The following is a 19,450-nucleotide window of genomic DNA, read 5'->3' as shown; positions in this document are numbered from 1 at the left end:
AATTGAAGGGGTGGGTGCGCCGACGGCCCAAGAGTGCCGTCGGCGCCGCGTGGAGGGGGTTTCCACGCAGGTGAGAGGTGTAGGCCGGGCAGGACTCGAACCCGCGACCCAGGGATTATGAGTCCCCTGCTCTAACCAACTGAGCTACCGGCCCCCTGTCGCCAGCAAACGTCATCCTAACAGGGTGTGTCCGCCGTTTCCTCGCGGTAAATCCGTTGCCCCGCAGGGCTCGCCCACGCCCGGGGGCAACACCGGAGACGAGCCGGGCAACGACGCACGTGAGGCCGTGGGCGGCGACGCGCGAGGCGTTAGACCGCACCTTGGTCGCGGACGGCGCCGGGGAGCGGTCTAGGGTGTGATGGTGCGGCGCGCGCCTGGCCGTACCCCCTGGGCCCGGCACCGGAGCCGCCTCGAACCCGTTGGTAACATCGCGGGTCGCACATCGTCGTCAGGAGAGTTCACGCATGTCCAAAGCACCCGTCAACGTCACCGTTACCGGCGCCGCCGGCCAGATCGGCTACGCCCTCCTGTTCCGGATCGCCTCCGGTCAGCTGCTCGGCGCCGACACCCCGGTGAAGCTGCGCCTGCTGGAGATCCCGCAGGCCGTCAAGGCCGCCGAGGGCACGGCGATGGAGCTTGACGACTGCGCCTTCCCGCTGCTCCAGGGCATCGACATCTTCGACGACGCCAACAAGGCGTTCGAGGGTGCCAACGTCGGCCTGCTGGTCGGCGCCCGTCCGCGCGGCCCGGGCATGGAGCGCGGTGACCTGCTCCAGGCCAACGGCGGCATCTTCAAGCCCCAGGGTGAGGCGATCAACGCCGGCGCCGCCGACGACATCCGCGTCCTGGTGGTCGGCAACCCGGCCAACACCAACGCCCTCATCGCGCAGAGCCACGCCCCGGACGTCCCGGCCGAGCGCTTCACCGCGATGACGCGTCTGGACCACAACCGCGCGCTGACCCAGCTCGCCAAGAAGCTCGACGTGTCGATCAACGACATCAAGAAGCTCACGATCTGGGGCAACCACTCCGCCACCCAGTACCCGGACCTGTTCAACGCCGAGGTCAACGGCGCCAACGCCGCCAAGGCCGTCGGCGACCAGGCCTGGCTGGAGAACGACTTCATCCCGACCGTCGCCAAGCGCGGCGCCGCGATCATCGACGCGCGTGGCGCGTCCTCGGCCGCCTCGGCCGCGAACGCCGCCATCGACCACGTCTACGACTGGGTGAACGGCACCCCCGAGGGCGACTGGACCTCCGCGGCCATCCCGTCCGACGGTTCCTACGGCGTGCCCGAGGGCCTCATCTCCTCCTTCCCCGTCACCTCCAAGGGCGGCAAGTGGGAGATCGTGCAGGGCCTGGAGATCGACGAGTTCTCCCGCGGCCGTATCGACGCTTCGGTGCAGGAGCTCGTCGAGGAGCGCGACACCGTCAAGAAGCTCGGCCTCGTCTAGTAGTTCCGTCAGCGGATCCGCTGGTAGGTCCGCAGCGCGTGGCTGTCACGGGCACGCCCTCCTCACGGGGCGTGCCCTTCGCGTGCGTCGGAGTCGGCGACCGCACAAGGCCCTGGTGAGCGGACGGACCGCCGCCGTGTCCCGAAGGGGTGCGGAAAGCGGGCAGTATAGAGACCGTGAGTCTCATCGATGTGCTTCCGGCCGAACCAGAACCCGATTCCCTCTTCGAGGCGTTCGCTTTGTGGGCCGAGGAGCGGGGCATCACCCTCTACCCGCACCAGGAGGAGGCCCTCATCGAGGTCGTCTCCGGGTCGAACGTCATCCTCAACACCCCCACCGGCTCCGGCAAGAGCCTGGTCGCCACCGGCGCGTTGTTCGCCGCCCTGGCCCGGGACGAGTGCGCGTTCTACACCGCGCCGATCAAGGCGCTGGTGTCGGAGAAGTTCTTCGACCTGTGCAAGATCTTCGGCACCGAGAACGTCGGCATGATGACCGGTGACGCCAGCGTCAACGCCGACGCTCCCATCGTGTGCTGCACGGCGGAGGTCCTCGCCCAGATCGCCCTGGCCGAGGGCAAGGACGCCGACATCAACACCGTCGTCATGGACGAGTTCCACTTCTACGCCGAACCCGACCGCGGGTGGGCGTGGCAGGTGCCCCTGCTGGAGATGCCCCAGGCGCAGTTCCTGCTGATGTCGGCCACCCTGGGCGACGTCAGTCGGTTCGAGGAGGACCTGGAGAAGCGCACCGGACGGTCGACCGCCGTGGTCGCCTCCGCCGAGCGCCCGGTCCCCCTCTACTACGACTACCGCGTCACCCCCCTGCACGAGACCCTCGAGGAACTCCTCGGCGACGGTCACGCGCCCGTGTACATCGTGCACTTCACCCAGGCGCAGGCCGTGGAACGCGCACAGTCGTTGACCAGCATCAACATGTGCACCAAGGAGGAGAAGGCGAGGATCGCCGAGGAGATCGGCAACTTCCGCTTCACCACCAAGTTCGGTCGCAACCTGTCCCGGTACGTGCGGCACGGCATCGGCGTGCACCACGCCGGGATGCTGCCCAAGTACCGGCGCCTGGTCGAGCGGCTGGCCCAGTCCGGGCTGCTCAAGGTCATCTGTGGCACCGACACCCTGGGGGTGGGCGTGAACGTGCCCATCCGCACCGTGCTGTTCACCGCGCTGAGCAAGTACGACGGGGTGCGGGTGCGCAGGCTCCGGGCCCGGGAGTTCCACCAGATCGCCGGGCGGGCCGGGCGGGCCGGGTTCGACACCGTGGGCAACGTGGTCGCCCAGGCCCCCGAGCACGTGATCGAGAACGAGAAGGCGCTGGCCAAGGCGGGCGACGACAGCAAGAAGCGGCGCAAGGTGGTGCGCAAGAAGGCCCCCGACGGGTTCGTGTCCTGGGACGAGGCGACCTTCCGCAAGCTCATCGAGTCCGAGCCCGAGCCGCTGAACTCGCGGTTCCGGGTGAGCAACGCGATGCTGCTGAGCGTGATCGGGCGGCCGGGCAACTGCTTCACCGCCATGAGGTACCTGCTCACCGAGAACCACGACGACCGCAAGGCACAGCGCCGCCACATCCACGACGCGGTCTCCATCTACCGGTCGCTGCTGGACGGCGGGATCGTGGAGACCCTGCCCGAACCGGACGAGCAGGGTCGCACCGCGCGGCTCACGGTGGACCTGCAGGCCGACTTCGCGCTCAACCAGCCGCTGTCCACGTTCGCGCTGGCCGCCCTGGACCTGCTGGACGCGGAGTCGCCGACCTACCCGCTGGACGTGCTCACCGTGGTGGAGTCCACCCTGGACGACCCGCGGCAGATCCTCGGCGCCCAGCTCAACAAGGCGCGCGGCGAAGCCGTCCAGGAAATGAAGATGGAGGGCATCGAGTACGAGGAGCGCATGGAGCTGCTGGAGGAGGTCGACTACCCCAAGCCGCTGGAGGAGCTCCTCAACCACGCCTACGAGGTCTACCGGACCGGCCACCCGTGGGTGGGCGACCACCCGCTGCGGCCCAAGACCATCGCCCGTGACATGTACGAGCGCGCGATGAACTTCGTGGAGTACGTGGGCTACTACGAGCTGGCCCGCTCTGAGGGACTGGTGCTGCGCTACCTGGCCAGCGCCTACAAGGCGCTCAACCAGACGGTGCCGGACGACGCCAAGACCGAGGAGCTGCGCGACCTCATCGAGTGGCTGGGCGAGCTGGTGCGCCAGGTGGACTCCAGCCTCCTGGACGAGTGGGAGCAGCTCACCAACCCGGAGGAGGAGGCCGAGGGCGAGGGCGCCGAGGCCGAGGAGAAGGTCCGGCCGGTCACCTCGAACGCGCGTGCCTTCCGGGTGCTGGTCCGCAACGAGATGTTCCGCCGCGTGGAGCTGGCCTCCCGGCGGCGCTACGGCGACCTGGGCAAGCTCTCCGAGGACGACGAGTGGAGCGGCGAGGAGTGGGCCGAGGCCGTGGAGGCGTACTACGCCGAGCACGACCAGATCGGTACCGGTCCGGACGCGCGCGGTCCGAAGATGCTCCTCATCGAGGAGGAGGACGACATGTGGCGGGTCCGCCAGATCCTCGCCGACCCGGCCGGCGACCACGACTGGGGCATCAGCGCTGAGGTCGACCTGGCCACGTCGAACGCCGAGGGGCGCGCCGTGGTGCACGTGACGGACGTGAACCGGCTCTAGGCGAGCCGGAGGTTCGGGGCGGGGCCCTCCCGGGGAGGGGAGGGCCCCGCCCGCGTTTTCCAAGGATTCCGGGCGCGCTGAGGCGGGCGGGGCAGAAGGCTCCCCCAGTGCGAGGAGACACCGGGGGCGATCGCGCCGGCGCGGATCCGCCCTCCTGTTGGATGACCCGGTGGGGCGAAGTGTCCCCCGGTCAGTTCAGCAGGTGGGCGTTGACCTCGCGGACTCCCTCGGCGAGGTCGGGGCGTTCGACCACTGTGCGCCCGGCGGCGGTCAGGCGTTCGGCGCCGTCGCAGTCCACGAACAGGGCCGGTTCACGCCAGGCCAGGACCACCCGCGGGACGGGCGTGGAGAGGATCAGCTCGGTGCACGAGCGCGGGCGTGAGGCCCGTGAGCTGCACGGCTCCAGGGAGGTGTAGACGGTCGCCTCCCTCAGGCGCGGATCCTCGGGGTCGATCCCACGGAACGCCACCTCCTCGGCGTGGTCGTGCGGGTCGTCGCGTCGCGAGTAGCCCTCGGCGAGGAGCTGTCCCTGCGCGGACACCACGACGGCACCGACGGAGAAGGCGGTGCTCGAGGGCGGGCAGGAGCGGGACAGCTGGATCGCCGCCGTCAGCCAGAAGCCGTCGGGCGCCCCCTCCGCCGGCCGGGGACCACCGGTTCTCCCGGTCGGGTCCATCACCGCTCCCCCGGGTTCAGCGCGTACCGCAGCACCGCGATCCCGCCCAGGGCGCGGGCCTCCACCAGGCGCATGGGCGTCTGCGGGGAGTAGGGGTAGGCGCCCGGCAGGACGAAGCGCGGAGCGTCCTGCTCACCCACCAGGAACGGGGCGACGGCCAGCCGGAGCTCGTCGGCCAGGCCAGAGGTGAGGAACAGGGTGTGGATGTGTCCGCCGCCCTCGACCAGCAACCGGGTGACGCCCCGGCCGGCCAGGTCGTTCAGGATCGCCTCGGCGGTGGGCGGGTCTCCCGCGTCCACGACCTCGGCGGGCGGGTCGGTGTCGGGGCGTCCGGCCAGGCGCTCGGTGGCGGTGGCCACGCCGGGCCCGCCGGTGTAGACGACCGCGCCCGCGTCACCGGTGGAGAAGAAGCGCGCGCCGGGGTCCACGTCGCCGCCCCGAGTGAGCACGGCCTTGAGCAGGTTCTCGGTACGACCCTGTTCGCGGCGGTGTTCGCGCAGGAGCGGTGAGCGCACGAGGAGGCGGGGGTTGTCGACCCTCAGGGTGCCCGCGCCGACCAGGATCGCGTCGCATCCGGCGCGCAGTTCGTCGATCTCGGCGAAGTCGGCCTCGTTGGACAGGCGCAGGCGTTCGGGGCTGGTGTCGTCGATACGTCCGTCGATCGACATCGCGCAGCTCAAGATGGTGTAGGGACGGTCCATGCCCCCCAGGTTAACGGCGTTCGCGCGGGTGAGCTCCGAGGTCGCGCGCGGGCGCTTGTTCTCTTCCCCTTGCTCTTCCCTTTCCGGGGCCTAACACTGGAGAAGCGCGTGAATGGCTTAACCGCGCTCGGCGGGGATTGTCGCTGGCAGCGGTTGCGTTAGGGAGAATACGCGCCGATTTCGCCATCGGCCGCCGCGGCCGTTTCGGATACCGCGACCGTTCGGGGCCAGGCCCCGGGCCCTTCGGAGGGGTTCGCGGGGGCACAGGAGCACCTCCCCGGCCGGAGCCGCCCGGTGGAGCCGCTCTTCGGGATCCCCGGTGAATACCGAAGGGCGAGGAGGTTTCCAGCCCCCGAGGTGGCTCGGGTGGTTCACCGGTGCCTGGGTGGGGCCGATGACCCCGCCCCCATTCCTCGCATAATGGACATTGGGTGTATAAGTGCGTGTTCACTCAAGGCTGCCCTAACACGTAGCGCGCGTGCCTTCAAGGGCAACCTCAGGCGACGTTTTTTACCACCTGTATCCTGGAGTCGGTTAACAACCGCGCCAACGCGGAATAGAATCCCTTGACGCGGTCCCGCACGGGACCTTCCCAGAAACCTGGGAGTCGACCGCACTTCCCCACCTCAGACAAGAGGACGGCGATGTCTCGTTTCACCTCCCCCGATTTCCTGAGGCAGGCGGGGGACAAACACGTCAGGGCCAAACCTCCGCCGCCCGTCAACCTGGTCAGCGCCAGCATCACCCGACTGCGCTCCTTCCACCTCGAGGGGAAGGACCACTTCGCGGTCGACCGTGACCTGGCCGTCAAAGCCGAGCGCGCCGTGCCCGGTTTCGTCGACATCGTCCTGGGGGAACGCGCCTTCCTCCAGCGGGCGGTACGCCATCTGGCCGCGGAAGTGGGCATCCGCCAGTTCCTCCAGGTGGGGTCCGGAATGCCCGCCCCCGGGGATCCACACGAGATCGCCCACGAGAGCGTCCCCGACGCCCGGGTCGTCTACGCCAGCGACGACCCCGTGGTCCTCACCAACCACCTCGCGCTGATCCGCGACGGACGCACCACCACCGCCGTGCGGGGCGGGTTGGGAGACACCCACAGCCTCCTGCACGACCCGGAGAGCAGCCAGCTGCTCGACCTGGACGAGCCGATCGGGCTCCTGCTCACCGGCGCCGTCTCACACCTGAGCGACTTCGAGGCGGCCGCCCGCGGTATCGCGGAACTGCGCGACTCCCTGGCCCCGGGCAGCCACATGGCCCTGAGCCACTACTGCCGCCCCGACCCCGCGCGCAGCCCCAAGAGCGCCCTCCGGGCAGAGCAGCTCCAACGCCTGTTCACCGAACACCTCGGGCACGGCTACTGGCGGAGCGAGAAGGAGATCTGCTCGCTCTTCGACGGCTGGGAGACGGTGGCCCCGGGCCTGCTCCAGACCCAGAAGTGGCACCCCCTGCAGGTGGATCCCCCCGTCCCCGGGAGCTACGCGATGCCGCAGCGCAACCAGCAACTCATCATCGGCGGCATGGGACGCATCTGAGCTCGCCCCACCCTCGCACCCGCGTTGGAGCCCCCGGGCCCGGCAGCGGGCGAGGGTCGCCCCCTGAAGCCGAACCCGCCCGGGCCGCAACGCCTGGTGAACGTAGTCATCGATCTCGAAGGTGGTCAGAACCACCACCTTGGTCTGCGCCAGGCTGGGTGCCTCGCTTGCGCCGGGCTGGGATCCGAACTCCGGCCCGTCACGCCTGGAAACGGCAAAGGGCCCCACTTGGAGAAGTAGGGCCCCGATACTGCTCCCGCGACTGGACTCGAACCAGTAACCTGCCGGTTAACAGCCGGCTGCTCTGCCGATTGAGCTACGCGGGATCGACACCGCCCCGAAGCCCTGCGGCCTCGGCGACATGAACAATCCTAGCGCCTCCACGAGGGTGCTCGCGACGCCTTTTCAGCCTGTGCAGCCCAGCTCACACCACCGGCTCATCCCACCGGACACTCACGTGCACGCCACCCGTCAGCCCGCCCGTCGCTCCGCGGACCGTCCCCTACAGGCCGTCCGCGGGCTGAGGGCTCCCGAATCGGGTAGGAGGGCCGGGTCGCCCGGCCCTCCCCCCACACCACCGGACATGCGGGCCCGCATCCGGCGGTTCGTCAAACTGATCTCAACCGCTGCCAGGTCGGCTTGAGCATCCGCAGACCAAAGCCCTCCCAGTAGGAGTTGGGCAGCGCCTGCTGAAGGACGACCGAGCCACCGATCCGCCAGTACCCCTTGCTGCTGATCGCCCAGTCCCGGGCCACACGATCCGAGATACCGAGCGAGCGCAACATCCGGCGGCGGGTCCTGGCCCGCTTCCATTCCTTCCAACGGACCTGCCGCATCCTGCGGCGGAGCCATTCATCCAACCCCTGGAACACCCTGGGGGTGTCCGCGAGCCGGAAGTAACCCATCCACCCGACGATGAACCGGTTCAACCGGCCGATGCGATACTCCATCGCAACCGACCACCGGCGCGAGGTCAGCTCCCGGATCCGCACCTTCCAGCGCCTGAGCGCCTTGGGATCGACCCGGATACGCACCCCGGCCCGGGTGAAGTAGAAACCGAACCCCAGCAACGTCGCGACGGATGCCGGAACCACCTTCGACTTCTCCCGGTTCACCTTCAGCTTCAACCGCTGCTCGACCACGACCGTGATCGAGTCGAGCACCCTGTGAGCGGCCCGCCTGCTACGCGTGAAGACACGGATGTCATCGGCGTAGCGCACGAACCGGTGACCGCGACGCCACAGCTCCCGATCCAGGTCGTCGAGCATGATGTTGGACAGGACCGGCGAAAGCGGAGACCCCTGCGGGGTCCCCTGCGCGCTCGGCATCTTGACCCCGTCCGCCATGATCCCGGCTTCCAGAAAGGACCGGATCAGTCGCAGCACCCTGCGGTCGTCAACCCTGCGCGCCACCCGGGCCATCAACACATCGTGCTGGACCCGGTCGAAGAACCGGTCCAGGTCGATGTCCACGACCCATCGGTGGCCGTCCTCAATAGCCCGCCGCGCGACCCGCACCGCCTGATGGGCGGACCGGCCGGGACGGAACCCGAACGAAGACCCGGAGAACTCCGGGTCGAAGATCGGGGTGAGGACCTGCGCGATGGCCTGCTGGATCAAACGGTCCAGCACCGTGGGAACACCCAGCATCCGCTCGCCGCCCCCGGGCTTGGGGATCATCACCCGGCGGACCGGCGAGGGCCGGTATCTCCCCGCGTCGAGTTCTTCCCGAACGCCCTCCCAGTGCTCGCGCAGCCATCCCCGCAGATCAGCGGTAGTGACTCCATCCACACCCGGGGCACCCCGGTTGGTCTCGACCCGTTCGAGCGCCGCGGCCAGGTTCGCGCTGGACAGCATTCGCTGCCACAGATCCCCCTGGCCGTGGTGGACATCGTCTCCAGGCCGCGCCGACAGGTCACTACGCTCTACGGCGGTACTCAACGGAAATGCACCGTCCCCTCCCACCGCAGGCCCGCCTTCGGCGGGGTGGCTGCGATCTGTGTGACCAGCACGAGCGGCACCGGTTCCTCTGTCCCATTTGACGTTCGGCCCTTCCCAGCCCACGAGCGATCCCGGCTGGTACTACGACCTCTGCTGACTTCTGCCCGGTCAGCCGCTCCCTTGCGGTCGCGGCCGTCGGCGCGGCGACATACTCAGCACAACCGACACCCGGACAGACCTCCCCAGGTAAGAACAGCTACTTTCCCCCTACGCCTGCCGCATCTACACCCCGGCCGTCTTGGCAGTGACGGGCTTCGCCATCCATGGCTGGCTCACCCCGACCGGACTGCCTTGTATGCGGTTCGTGTTCCTCAGTGCAGGGTTTCGCCTCGGGCTTCCTCCCGACCCCACCTCGCGGTGACGCCGTTGCCTCCGGCTCAGAGTTAGCACTGCCGCTTCCTCTAGAGGACTTCCACCTCCAAGCAACTGCCCATGCTGGGCACACCACGAGGAAGGCCCACCGGATCTCTCCGGCGGGCCTTCCTCCACTGCTCCCGCGACTGGACTCGAACCAGTAACCTGCCGGTTAACAGCCGGCTGCTCTGCCGATTGAGCTACGCGGGATCGGCACCGCGCCGAAGCCCTGCGGCCTCGGCGACATGAATAGACTAGCGCGCTTGGAGAGTGCTCGTGACCGTTCGAGTGTGCTCGTGGCCGGTGTCGGCTCGTGTGGCCCGAACCACGGGAGGGTAACGTCGGGCACGGAGCACTCCGACCGTCACCAAGTCCGTAAAGAGGGAGCCATGCGCTACCGGATCACGTTCGTCGCCGGACTCGCCATCGGATACGTGCTGGGTGCCAAGGCGGGCAGGGCCCGCTACGAGCAGCTCGCCCGCACCGCCCGCCAGGTGGCCGACAGCCCGCTGGTCCAGGAGGTGGCCGGGGTCGTCGGCGCCCAGACCAGCAAGGCCGGACGGGCCGTCTACGACAAGGCCGTGGAGAAGATGCCCGTCACCTCGGTGCGGGACTTCCTCGCGCGCCCCACCGCCGAGGAGATCCACCTCATGGAGTGGGAGACCGATTCGGCCGACGCGGCCTACGCCGGGAACGACCGCTCCAACGGTACTCGTTCCGATGACGACCGGCCCGGCGGAGGGGCCCATGACAGCAGCCGGTCCGAGGACCGGGACTTCTGACGATGGCCCTGTTCGGACCCCACCTCCCCGAACAGGTGCGTTCCCGGCTGGAGCGCGGTGAACGGGTGCTCGCACAGGCACCCGTCGCCGCCCCCGCCGGGGACGCACCGGCCCCTGGCGGGGCCGTCCTGGTCGCGACCACCCGCGCCCTGTACCTGCCGGAGGGTCGCGCCGTGCTCTGGCAGGACATCGACCGCGCCCGGTGGAGCCCCGACGCGCTCACCTTCGTGGAGGAGGGCGTGGGCGAGCACACCGTGCGTCTGCGCACCGAGCTCACCGGTGACCCGGTGGACTACCGGCGCATGGCCGAGACCGTCTCCGAACGGGTCACCTCCACCATCCTGGTGAACCGTTTCGTCCCCTTCCCCTCCACCGAGTCCACCACCGGCTTCCGACTGGTGGCCCGGCGCGCCCCGCTGGGCAGTGAGATCGACTGGCGGGTGCACCTGGGCGAGGACCTGGACCCGGAGGACCCCGCCCTCTCCGAGGCCGTCTCGCGGGCCCTGGCCCTGCTCCACGAACAGATGGGCGTGTGAGCGCGCTCCCCTACTTCCGTTTGTCCAGGCCCAGGGCGAGGACCTCGGCCAGGTGCAGGGCCTTGCGGCCCGCGCCCTGTTCGATCTGGGTGCGGCAGCTGTAGCCGTCGGCCAGGACCAGGGTGTCGGGTCCGGCGGCGCGCACCCGGGGCAGGAGTTCGCGCTCACCGATCGCCGAGGACACCTCGTAGTGCCCCTCGGTGAAGCCGAAGTCGCCCGCCAGCCCACAGCAGCCCGAGTCCAGTACCTCGCCGTCGATCCCGGCCCTGGCGATCAGGTCCCGGTCGGCGTCGAAGCCGGTCACGGCGTGCTGGTGGCAGTGCACCTGGGCCAGCGCGGAGGCGGCCACGCGCGGCGGCTGCCAGTCCGGGGCGTACTCGTTGAGGAAGCCCGCGAAGGTGTGCACCGCGGCCGCCACCCGTTTGCTCTCCTCTCCCGGCAGCAGCTCCACGAGGTCGTGCTTGAGCGCCGCCGTGCAGCTCGGCTCCAGGCCCACTACCGGCAGCCCCTGGGAGACCAGTGGCGCCAGGGACGCGACCGCGCGGCGCATCACCGCGCGGGCCACGTCCAGCTGGCCGGTGGAGACCCAGGTGAGCCCGCAGCAGACCTGCCCCTTGGGCAGTACCACGGAGAAACCGGCGTCCTCCAGCACGCGCACGGCCGAGACGAGGACGTTCGGGTTGAGCAGGTTGCCGAAGGTGTCCGGCCACAGCACCACCTTGGGCCCGCCCTGACGGCCCTCGCCCCGGTTCAGGCGGCGGCGGAAGGCGCGGGTGAACGTGGTGCGGGCGAAGGCGGGCAGGTCGCGCTGGGCGGCCACTCCGGCCATCCGTTTGGCCAGTGCGGACACCCCGGGCAGGCGCACCAACCGGTTGGCCTCCACCGGGGCCAGGGCGGCCAGGCGGGCCAACACCGGCAGCCACCCCATCGAGTAGTGCGCGGCCGGGCGCACCCGGCCCTTGTAGTGCTGGTGCAGGAACTCGGCCTTGTAGGAGGCCATGTCCACGTTGACCGGGCAGTCGCTCAGGCAGCCCTTGCACGACAGGCACAGGTCCAGGGACTCGCGGACCTCCTCCGAACGCCAGCCGTCGGTGATGACCTCGCCGTTGGCCATCTCGAACAGCAGGTGGGCGCGGCCTCGGGTGGAGTGCTTCTCCTCCTGGGTCACCTGATAGCTGGGGCACATCACGCCCGGGCCGCTCTGGCGGCGGCACTTCCCCACCCCCGAACACCGGCGCAGGGCCTTGGCGAAGTCGCCGTCGTCCTCGTTGTAGGCCAAAGTGGTCTGGGACAGCAGCGGGAGCTCGGGGCGCAGGTCGGTGGCGACCCGGATGTCGGAGTCCAGCGGCAGCGGGTCGACGATGATGCCAGGGTTCATCAGGTTGTCCGGGTCCCAGACGCGCTTGAACTCGCCGAAGGCGCGGATGAGGCTCTCGGGATACATACGGCTGAGGAGTTCGGAGCGGGCCTGTCCGTCGCCGTGCTCGCCGGAGAGCGATCCCCCGTGCCGCACGACGATCTCGGCGGCCTCCTCCATGAAGGCCCGGTACGCGCGGCGGCCGCCCTCGTGGGTGAGCTCGAAGTCGATGCGCACGTGCAGGCAGCCGTCGCCGAAGTGGCCGTAGACGACCCCGTAGCGGTCGTGGCGGGCCATGAGGCCCTCGAAGTCGCGAAGGTAGGCGCCGAGGTTCTCCGGCGGTACGGCTGCGTCCTCCCATCCGGACCACGCCTCGGCGCTGGTGGGGGTGCGGGAGGTGAGCCCGGCCCCCTCCTCGCGGATCCGCCAGAGGGCCTTCTGGTGGGCGGGGTCGGTGACCACGGCGGCGTCGCGGGGACTAGTGGACTCCTCCAGGGAGTCGATCATGGTCTGCGCGGCGGCGGCCGCCTCGTCCATGGTCTGACCGGCGATCTCCACCAGCAGCCAGGCGTGGCCCAGCGGCAGCGGGACCCGGGATGTGGACCCGTGTCTGTCCAGGGCGGCCACGATGCGGTCGTTGAGGCCCTCGACGGTGAGCGGAGAGTGCTCCAGGAGCCCGGGGACGGCGTCGGCGGCGGCCGGGGCGTCCTCGTAGCCCAGCACCGCCAGTGCGCGGGCGGGCGGCGACTCCACCAGGCGGACGGTGGCGCCCAGCACCATGGCGCAGGTGCCCTCGGTACCCACCAGGGCGGCGGCGACGTCGCGGCCCTTCTCCGGGAGCAACCGGTCCAGGGCGTAGCCGGAGACGCGGCGCCGGAACTGGGGCATGGCGGTGCGCATATCGGAGCGGTGTGTCTCCACGAGGCGGCCCAGGGCCGCGTGGATTTCCCCTTCGCGGCCGGGGCGGGCGGCCAGTTCGGCGAACTCCTCGGCGGTGTGCTCGGAGCCGACGGTGACTCGGGTGCCGTCGGAGAGCAGCAGGTCCAGGGAGACGACGTTGTCGGCGGTGGTGCCCCAGGCGACCGAGTGGGAGCCGCAGGCGTTGTTGCCGATCATCCCGCCGATGGTGCAGCGGCTGTGCGTGGAGGGGTCGGGGGCGAAGGTGAGCCCGTGTTCGGCGGCGGCGGCGCGCAGCTCGTCGAGGATGACCCCGGGCTGGACCGTCGCGGTGCGGGCCTGCGGGTCGACGTCGACGATGGCGCGCAGGTGGCGCGAGGTGTCGATGACCACGCCGGTGCCGATGGAGTTCCCGGCGATGGAGGTGCCGCCGCCGCGCGGGATGATCGGCACCTGGTGCGCGGCGCAGGCGCGGACGGCGGCCACGCAGTCGTCGACGGTCTCGGGGATGACCACCGCGAGCGGGACGCGGCGGTAGTTGGAGGCGTCGGAGGTGTACAGGGCGAGGGTGCCCGCGTCCAGGGCGACGGTTCCCTGGACGCCGGCTTCGAGGTCACGGCGGAGTGCGGGAAGGTCCGGGCGTGCGGTGGGGCCTGTGGGAGGGCCCGTGCGTGCGGTGCTGCTCTGCGGGTCGGCCATGCCCACAGCGTGTCGCGGTCGGTGGCGGCGTGGCAACCACGGCGCGCGGTCGCGGCGGCCGCTCCTGTCATGTGCCCGTGCGGACGGTCAGTCGAGGGACTCGCGCATGGTGCGGACCAGGTCGCCGTCGGGGTCCATGTCCAGGTTCCAGACCATCATCCCGGCCAGGTCGTGGTCCCGCACGTACTGGCCCTTGAGCTCGATCACGTCCGGGTTGTCGTAGGTCCACCACTCGTCGCCGTCGTAGACCCAGTAGGAGCCGGAGTCCTCGTCCAGGAAACGGCGGCCGCCCATCTCCTCCAGCTGGTCGAAGGGGCGGGTGGGGCCGTCGTAGTCGTCGTCGGCCGGGCCGGAGGCCTCCTGGTAGCGACCCCCGTCCTGGGCGGGTACGCCCTGCCAGCCGCGTCCGAAGGCCGGGATTCCCATCACGATCTGATCGGGGTCGGCGCCCAGGTCCAGGTAGCGCTGGATGGCGGCGTCCACGCTGTTGGCGTCCTCGTTGTAGTCGGGGACGTAGAGGTTGGAGTGGTGGGTGGTGCGTTCGTTCCAGGGCCCGGCGAAGTCGTAGCCCTGCACGGTGGCGAAGTCCACGTACTCGAAGAGCTCCGCCTCGAAGGCCTCGGTGTGCGCCGCACCCCCGGGCAGGGAGACGGTCAGGAGGTAGTCGTCCCCGGTCTCGCGGGACAGCTCGTCCATCTGGCGGCGGAACTCGGCGACCAGCAGGGTGAAGTTGCGCGCGTCGTCGGGGTGTTCCACGTTGTCGGGGTTGCCCTGCCCGCCCGGCCACTCCCAGTCCAGGTCGATGCCGTCGAACACCCCGGCGGCCACGCCCTGGCCGCCCTGGGGCTCGCCCCCGCGCACCGGGAGGTCGCCGCGCAGCCACAGGTCCAGGCAGGAGGTCACGAAGGCCTCCCGGGACTCCTCGGTGCGGGCCGCGGTGGAGAAGTTCACCGACCAGTTCCAGCCGCCCAGGGACAGGCTCGCGCCCAGGTCCGGGTACTCGGCGCGGAGCTGGCGCAGCTGGTTGAGGCCGCCCGCCAGTTCCTGCTCGTACTCGTCGGCCTCGCCGCTGACGCTCTCGTCCTCGCCGTAGCGGCGCTGGTACAGCTCCCAGGGCTGGTCGTGGCTGTCCTCGGGGATGAAGCACAGACCGTCGCGGTCGATGTTGCCGAAAGCCCACATGAGTCTGGTGAGGTGCTCGGGGGCTCCGCTGTTGCGCAGCTCGTTGACGGTGTAGCCGCGGTTGGCCACGTTCCAGTCGGCGAAGTACCCGATCCGCTCGGGTTCGCGTTGGTTCATGAGCACGAGGGTTCCCACGAGTAGCGCTACTGCGGCGACGGCCGCGCCCAGTACCAGCAGCGGACGCCGTCCGACGGGCGTCCTGGACGTGGGCGGGGTCGGAATGGCGTTCACACCTCGAAGGTAGGGGTACGGCGGCACCGGGGCGCGATGTTCGTCCCATGTCGGCCAGATCAGGCCGTTCTGGGACGTGCGGGAACCCGCGCGCCGCCCCACACGTTGTAGGGGCCCTCACACACCAGGCCCGGGCGGTTGAGCTCCGGTGTTCGGAGCCTTCAGCCACCGCTGCGCGCCTCTAGCCGCTGCGCAGGAAGTCCTTCAGGGTGCCCGCCCGCGAGGGGTGGCGGAGCTTGGCGAGGGTCTTGGCCTCGATCTGCCGGATCCGCTCACGCGTGACCCCGAACTCCCTTCCCACCTCCTCCAGGGTGCGCGGGTGGCCGTCGGCCAGGCCGAAGCGCAGCCGGATGATGCGCCGCTCGCGTTCGGAGAGGTCCCCCAGGAGCACCCGCAGCTGTTCCTGGAGCAGGGTGAAGGCGGCCGCCTCGACCGGCATCACCGCGTCGGAGTCCTCGATGAAGTCACCGAAGTCGGACTCCTCGTCTCCGATCGGCGCCTGAAGGGAGACGGGCTCGCGGGCGATGCGCTGGATCTCCAGGACCCGGTCCCCGCCGAAGCCCGCGGCGGAGGAGATCTCCGCGACGCTGGGTTCGCGGCCGAGCTGCTGGTGGAGCTGGTGTTGGACCCGGACGAGCTTGTTGATGGTCTCGACCATGTGCACCGGAATGCGGATGGTGCGGGCCTGGTCGGCGATGGCCCGGGTGATGGCCTGGCGGATCCACCAGGTGGCGTACGTGGAGAACTTGAAGCCCTTGGAGTAGTCGAACTTCTCCACCGCGCGGATCAGCCCGAGGTTGCCCTCCTGGATCAGGTCCAGGAAGAGCAGTCCGCGTCCCATGTAGCGCTTGGCTATGGACACGACCAGGCGCAGGTTGGACTCGATCAGGCGCCGTTTGGCGCGCCGTCCCTCCTCCACGAGGTCAGCCAGCTCCTCGGCGGTGCAGTACCCCGGTTCGGGTTCGCGGCGCTGCGCGCACAGGCCCGCCTCGATGGCCTTGGCCAGGTCCACCTCCTCCCGCGCGGTCAGGAGCGGGACCCGGCCGATCTCGCGCAGGTACATGCGGACCAGGTCGGAGCCGGTGCGGCGGCCCGGGTCGACGACGGGGGCAGCCTCCTCGGGTTCGGCCACCTCGACCCCGACACGGGCCAGGTCGGTGATGGTCTGGTCCAGGGAGTCGGGGGGCGCGTCCAGGCGTTCCAACGCCGACGCGACCTCCCCACGACTCATCGTTCCCCGGCCAGTGTCGGGTAGTAGTCGGACCACCTGACGAATAGATGGTATTTCACTGTTAACAACGGTGGGAGCCATCACTACATTGTGCCCGCACCCCTAGCCCGATAGGGAGATCTATTATTGTCACCCCCGTGCTACATACCCCCGGAGTCGGACTCCTGCAATGCTCGTTTCTGCTGGCCAAGCCGCATCAGCTCGACGAAGATCCGGTTGTACTCCTCCGGTTGAGCAGCCTGGTCAATCCGGTGCAGCTCGGATTTGAGGTTTGACTCGCGCCGGTTGATGGAATGAGTTCTGATTGTGTCCAGCATTTGTTGGGCGAAATGCTCGTCAAGTTCTCCGTAGAACTCGATCGGCTCTACACCCAGGCGTGTGACGAAATCGCGCTGAACATCATTCGGCGCGGCGTCGCGAAGGGTGAGCGCCCAGCTTTCCGGGTCGGTCACGCCCGCGATCCCGCCCTGTTCCCGGATGAGCTGGAGGACGGCCCTGTGCTGGGGGACGGTGAAGTCCTCGTCGGTGAGGGTGTCGAAGCCCCGGGCCAGGTTCGGGTGCTTGACCGCGACCTTGAGCGCCTGCCGCTCCCGCTGCACCGAGGGGTCACGCAGGTCGTAGGGGGCGCTCTGGGCGTCGGGGGTGGGCACCGGCGACGCCTGCGGTCCGGGCCGGCCCGAGCCCTTGCCCCGGCCCATGTGCTGGCGCACCCGGCGCAGCACGAAGGACTCGTCCATGAGCCCGAGCCAGCGGTCCAGGTTCTTACCGTAGGTGAGCCGGACTCCCTCGTCCCGGATACTGGCCACCACGGGGGCCGCCGCGTCCAGGGCGGCGATGCGCCCCTCGGCGCTGGACAGGTCGTAGCCCTCGACGATGTTGCGAATCATGAACTCGTACAGCGGGCTGGCCCCGTCCACGAGATCGGCCACCGCCTGCGGGCCGTGCTGGAGCCGCAGGTCACAGGGGTCGAGGCCGTCCGGCTGGACCGCCACGAAGGTCTCGGAGGTGAACCCGTGCTCCTCGGCGAAGGCGCGCACGGCGGCCTTCTGCCCGGCCTTGTCCCCGTCGAAGGTGAACACGACCTTGCTGCCGTGGTTGGAGCGGCCCAGCAGCATCCTGCGCAGGATCTTGAGGTGGTCCTCGCCGAACGAGGTGCCGCAGGTGGCGACCGCCGTGGTCACCCCGGCCTCGTGGCAGGCCATGACGTCGGTGTAGCCCTCGACGATGACCGCCTTGCCCTGCCGGGAGATCTCCCGCTTGGCCAGGTCCAGCCCGTACAGCAGGCGCCCCTTGTGAAAGATGGGGCTCTCGGGGGAGTTGAGGTACTTGGGCCCGTCCTCCTCGGCGGCCAGCTTGCGCGCACCGAACCCGACCACCTCCCCGGTGACCTCGCGCACCGGCCACAGCAGCCGGTTCCGGAACCGGTCGTAGGCCCCGCGCCGCCCCTGACTGGCCAGCCCTCCCTCGATGATCTCGGCGTCGGTGAAACCCTTGCTACGCAGGTGATCCGTGAGGTTCTGCCAGCCGGCGGGCGCGAAGCCCAGCCCGAACTGCTCGGCGTGCACCCGGTTGAACCCCCGCTCCGCCAGGAACCGCCGCCCGATGACCGCCTCGGCTGACAGCAGCTGCTCGGAGTAGAACTGGGCGGCCGCCTTGTGGGCGTCCAGCAACCTCTGCCGCTTGCCCTCGTCCCTGCGGGAGGTACTGCGCCCGCCCTCCTCGTACCGCAGCACGATCCCGGTCTGCCGCGCCAGCGACTCGACCGCGTCGGTGAAACTGAGGCTGTCGATCTGCTGCACGAACGAGATGACGTCCCCGCCCTCTCCGCAGCCGAAGCAGTTCCCGGTGAGGATGTTGTCTTCGAGGACGAAGGCGTGCCCCTCGTCCACGACGGCGCAGAAGACCTCTTCACAGCGGTCGGTCTCCTCGACCGAGCGCACGGTCCAGCCCCGGCGGGCGAACTTCTTATCGGCCCCGCTGAAGCGCATCCGGTGCTCCTCGCGGAGGAAGAACTCCTCGGTCAGGTCTTCGTTGACGAAGTGCACCCGCAAGAGCGAGGAGGGCTCGCGCCCGGGGAAGCCCTCACGTACCTGTTCGGTGATCCCGTAGGTGCCGATCCCGAGCCGGGTCGCGACCATGCGGACATGCTCCAGTACGGAGCGGTCGGCGCAATTGAGCACGACCGTCCCGTCCTTGGAGACGTGTCCGTCCGCTGCGAGGTACCCGGCGAGCCATCCGTAGAGGTAGGAATGGGACTCGTCCAGGGGCGGCAGGTCCTTGAAGAAGCCGGGCAGGTGGTGGATGAGGATCTGACGGCCACGTTGGCTGGTCTCACTATGGGGGAACCACTTGAGTAGCCCGGGGTCCTTCTCGGTGTCCAACTCCGCCGTGCTGCCACGCCCCAGGCGAGTGCCGCCACCGAAAGTGATGCCGTGCGCGACCCCGAACGGTGAGGGCGTGGTCCTGGTGGCCTTCTCGGGCGGGAAGACGTAGGCGAGGCGGTGGTCAGGGCGCAGCTCCTCGGTGGTGACCTCGCGCACCTTCGAGCGGTCCTCGCCCTCCTGGACGAACCACCGGTGCTCGGGGGTGGCGCGGATCTCCTTGCGCTGGCCGTTCCGGCTCAGGGTCAGCCGCATCAGCCGCTGTACGCCGAAGGAGTAGAAGGGCGCCTCCACCCAGGTGGCGCTCTTCGTGAGGATCGTGTGTCTGCCCCCGGCCAGTTCGCGGATGGGCCTGACCCCGTCCCGGGTCAGTACCCGCGTCTCGCCTGCCAAGCAGTACCAGAGGTTCTTGGCGGGGGTGACGTTGAAGGAGGGGGACTTCTCGTCGTGGAAGGGGCAGAGCCCCTTGAGCGAGCCTCCGCCGGCGTTGCGCAGTTGGAGGTACTCACCGATCACGTCAGCGATGGGGGTGCGCTCGCGTACGAGGGCGATGTCTTCGTCTTTGATCCGGCCTGCCACGGTTTCCAGCCTAGTTCGCTCCGGGGACCTTCCGGCCACGGGTCCACGGGCCGGGCTCTCCCGTCGCGCTGTCCGCCGGACATCCGGGCGCCAGCTGAGGGGGCCCGGGTACCGCCGTGGAGGGTCGTTTCCTTCCCGCAGGAGGTCCCTTCCGGAGCGAGAGCGTACCCCTGC

The 19,450-nt window shown here is 69.7% G+C and carries 12 protein-coding genes and 3 tRNA genes; 5 read left to right on the top strand and 10 right to left on the bottom strand.

What is annotated here, in order from left to right; genetic code table 11:
- Positions 1-80 precede the first annotated feature (80 nt).
- Positions 81-154, bottom strand: a tRNA-Ile gene (locus tag HNR07_RS01340).
- A 310-nt stretch (positions 155-464) separates the two neighbouring features.
- On the opposite strand from HNR07_RS01340, the gene HNR07_RS01335 reads away from it, so the two are divergent.
- Positions 465-1,454 (top strand): malate dehydrogenase, encoded by a 990-nt coding sequence (locus HNR07_RS01335; RefSeq protein WP_184360857.1) that lies wholly within the window; start codon positions 465-467, stop codon positions 1,452-1,454.
- Positions 1,455-1,645: 191 nt separating this feature from the next.
- A complete protein-coding gene (locus tag HNR07_RS01330; protein ID WP_184371217.1) occupies positions 1,646-4,138 on the top strand; it encodes a DEAD/DEAH box helicase in 2,493 nt (830 codons plus the stop codon).
- A 190-nt stretch (positions 4,139-4,328) separates the two neighbouring features.
- Here HNR07_RS01330 and HNR07_RS01325 read toward each other — a convergent pair whose 3' ends face one another.
- Both HNR07_RS01325 and HNR07_RS01320 read right to left on the bottom strand, forming a co-directional pair.
- On the bottom strand, positions 4,329-4,814 hold the full coding sequence (locus tag HNR07_RS01325) for a cytidine/deoxycytidylate deaminase family protein (RefSeq protein ID WP_184360854.1): 486 nt from the start codon (positions 4,812-4,814) through the stop codon (positions 4,329-4,331).
- Complete coding sequence (locus HNR07_RS01320) at positions 4,814-5,515, bottom strand: RibD family protein (RefSeq protein ID WP_184360851.1); 702 nt, start codon at positions 5,513-5,515, stop codon at positions 4,814-4,816. Before HNR07_RS01320 ends, HNR07_RS01325 begins: the two co-directional genes overlap by 1 nt.
- Before the next feature lie 644 nt (positions 5,516-6,159).
- Between HNR07_RS01320 and HNR07_RS01315 the strand changes: the two genes are divergently transcribed.
- Positions 6,160-7,047 carry an SAM-dependent methyltransferase gene (locus HNR07_RS01315; protein WP_184360848.1) on the top strand — a complete coding sequence of 296 codons (888 nt, stop codon included), beginning with the start codon at positions 6,160-6,162 and terminating at the stop codon, positions 7,045-7,047.
- A gap of 253 nt (positions 7,048-7,300) precedes the next feature.
- On the opposite strand, the gene HNR07_RS01310 is transcribed toward HNR07_RS01315, so the two are convergent.
- From HNR07_RS01310 to HNR07_RS01300, 3 genes are all read right to left on the bottom strand, one after another.
- A tRNA-Asn gene (locus tag HNR07_RS01310) sits at positions 7,301-7,373 on the bottom strand.
- 282 nt (positions 7,374-7,655) lie between these two features.
- Complete coding sequence (gene ltrA / locus HNR07_RS01305; RefSeq protein ID WP_184360845.1) at positions 7,656-8,903, bottom strand: group II intron reverse transcriptase/maturase; 1,248 nt, start codon at positions 8,901-8,903, stop codon at positions 7,656-7,658.
- 635 nt (positions 8,904-9,538) lie between these two features.
- Positions 9,539-9,611 (bottom strand) — tRNA-Asn (locus HNR07_RS01300).
- A 179-nt stretch (positions 9,612-9,790) separates the two neighbouring features.
- On the opposite strand from HNR07_RS01300, the gene HNR07_RS01295 reads away from it, so the two are divergent.
- Positions 9,791-10,183: a hypothetical protein gene (locus HNR07_RS01295; protein WP_246420021.1), complete on the top strand. Its 393-nt coding sequence runs from the start codon at positions 9,791-9,793 to the stop codon at positions 10,181-10,183.
- A 2-nt stretch (positions 10,184-10,185) separates the two neighbouring features.
- Positions 10,186-10,719, top strand: a complete 534-nt coding sequence (locus HNR07_RS01290) for a hypothetical protein (protein WP_184360842.1) — start codon at positions 10,186-10,188, stop codon at positions 10,717-10,719.
- Between the two features lie 10 nt (positions 10,720-10,729).
- On the opposite strand, the gene HNR07_RS01285 is transcribed toward HNR07_RS01290, so the two are convergent.
- The 4 genes from HNR07_RS01285 to dnaG form a co-directional block, all read right to left on the bottom strand.
- Complete coding sequence (locus HNR07_RS01285; protein ID WP_184360839.1) at positions 10,730-13,672, bottom strand: FAD-binding and (Fe-S)-binding domain-containing protein; 2,943 nt, start codon at positions 13,670-13,672, stop codon at positions 10,730-10,732.
- An 87-nt stretch (positions 13,673-13,759) separates the two neighbouring features.
- Complete coding sequence (locus HNR07_RS01280; protein ID WP_184360836.1) at positions 13,760-15,085, bottom strand: glycoside hydrolase family 18 protein; 1,326 nt, start codon at positions 15,083-15,085, stop codon at positions 13,760-13,762.
- A 181-nt stretch (positions 15,086-15,266) separates the two neighbouring features.
- Positions 15,267-16,316 carry an RNA polymerase sigma factor RpoD gene (gene rpoD, locus HNR07_RS01275; RefSeq protein ID WP_376769893.1) on the bottom strand — a complete coding sequence of 350 codons (1,050 nt, stop codon included), beginning with the start codon at positions 16,314-16,316 and terminating at the stop codon, positions 15,267-15,269.
- A 140-nt stretch (positions 16,317-16,456) separates the two neighbouring features.
- The gene (gene dnaG / locus HNR07_RS35785) at positions 16,457-19,276 is read right to left on the bottom strand and encodes a DNA primase (RefSeq protein ID WP_184360830.1); all 2,820 of its coding nucleotides are present in this window, start codon (positions 19,274-19,276) and stop codon (positions 16,457-16,459) included.
- Positions 19,277-19,450: the final 174 nt, after the last annotated feature.

Source organism: Nocardiopsis metallicus (assembly GCF_014201115.1).
GTDB lineage: Bacteria > Actinomycetota > Actinomycetes > Streptosporangiales > Streptosporangiaceae > Nocardiopsis > Nocardiopsis metallicus.
Note: the sequence above shows the minus strand (reverse complement) of the source record. Positions and strands in the feature narration are given on the sequence as shown.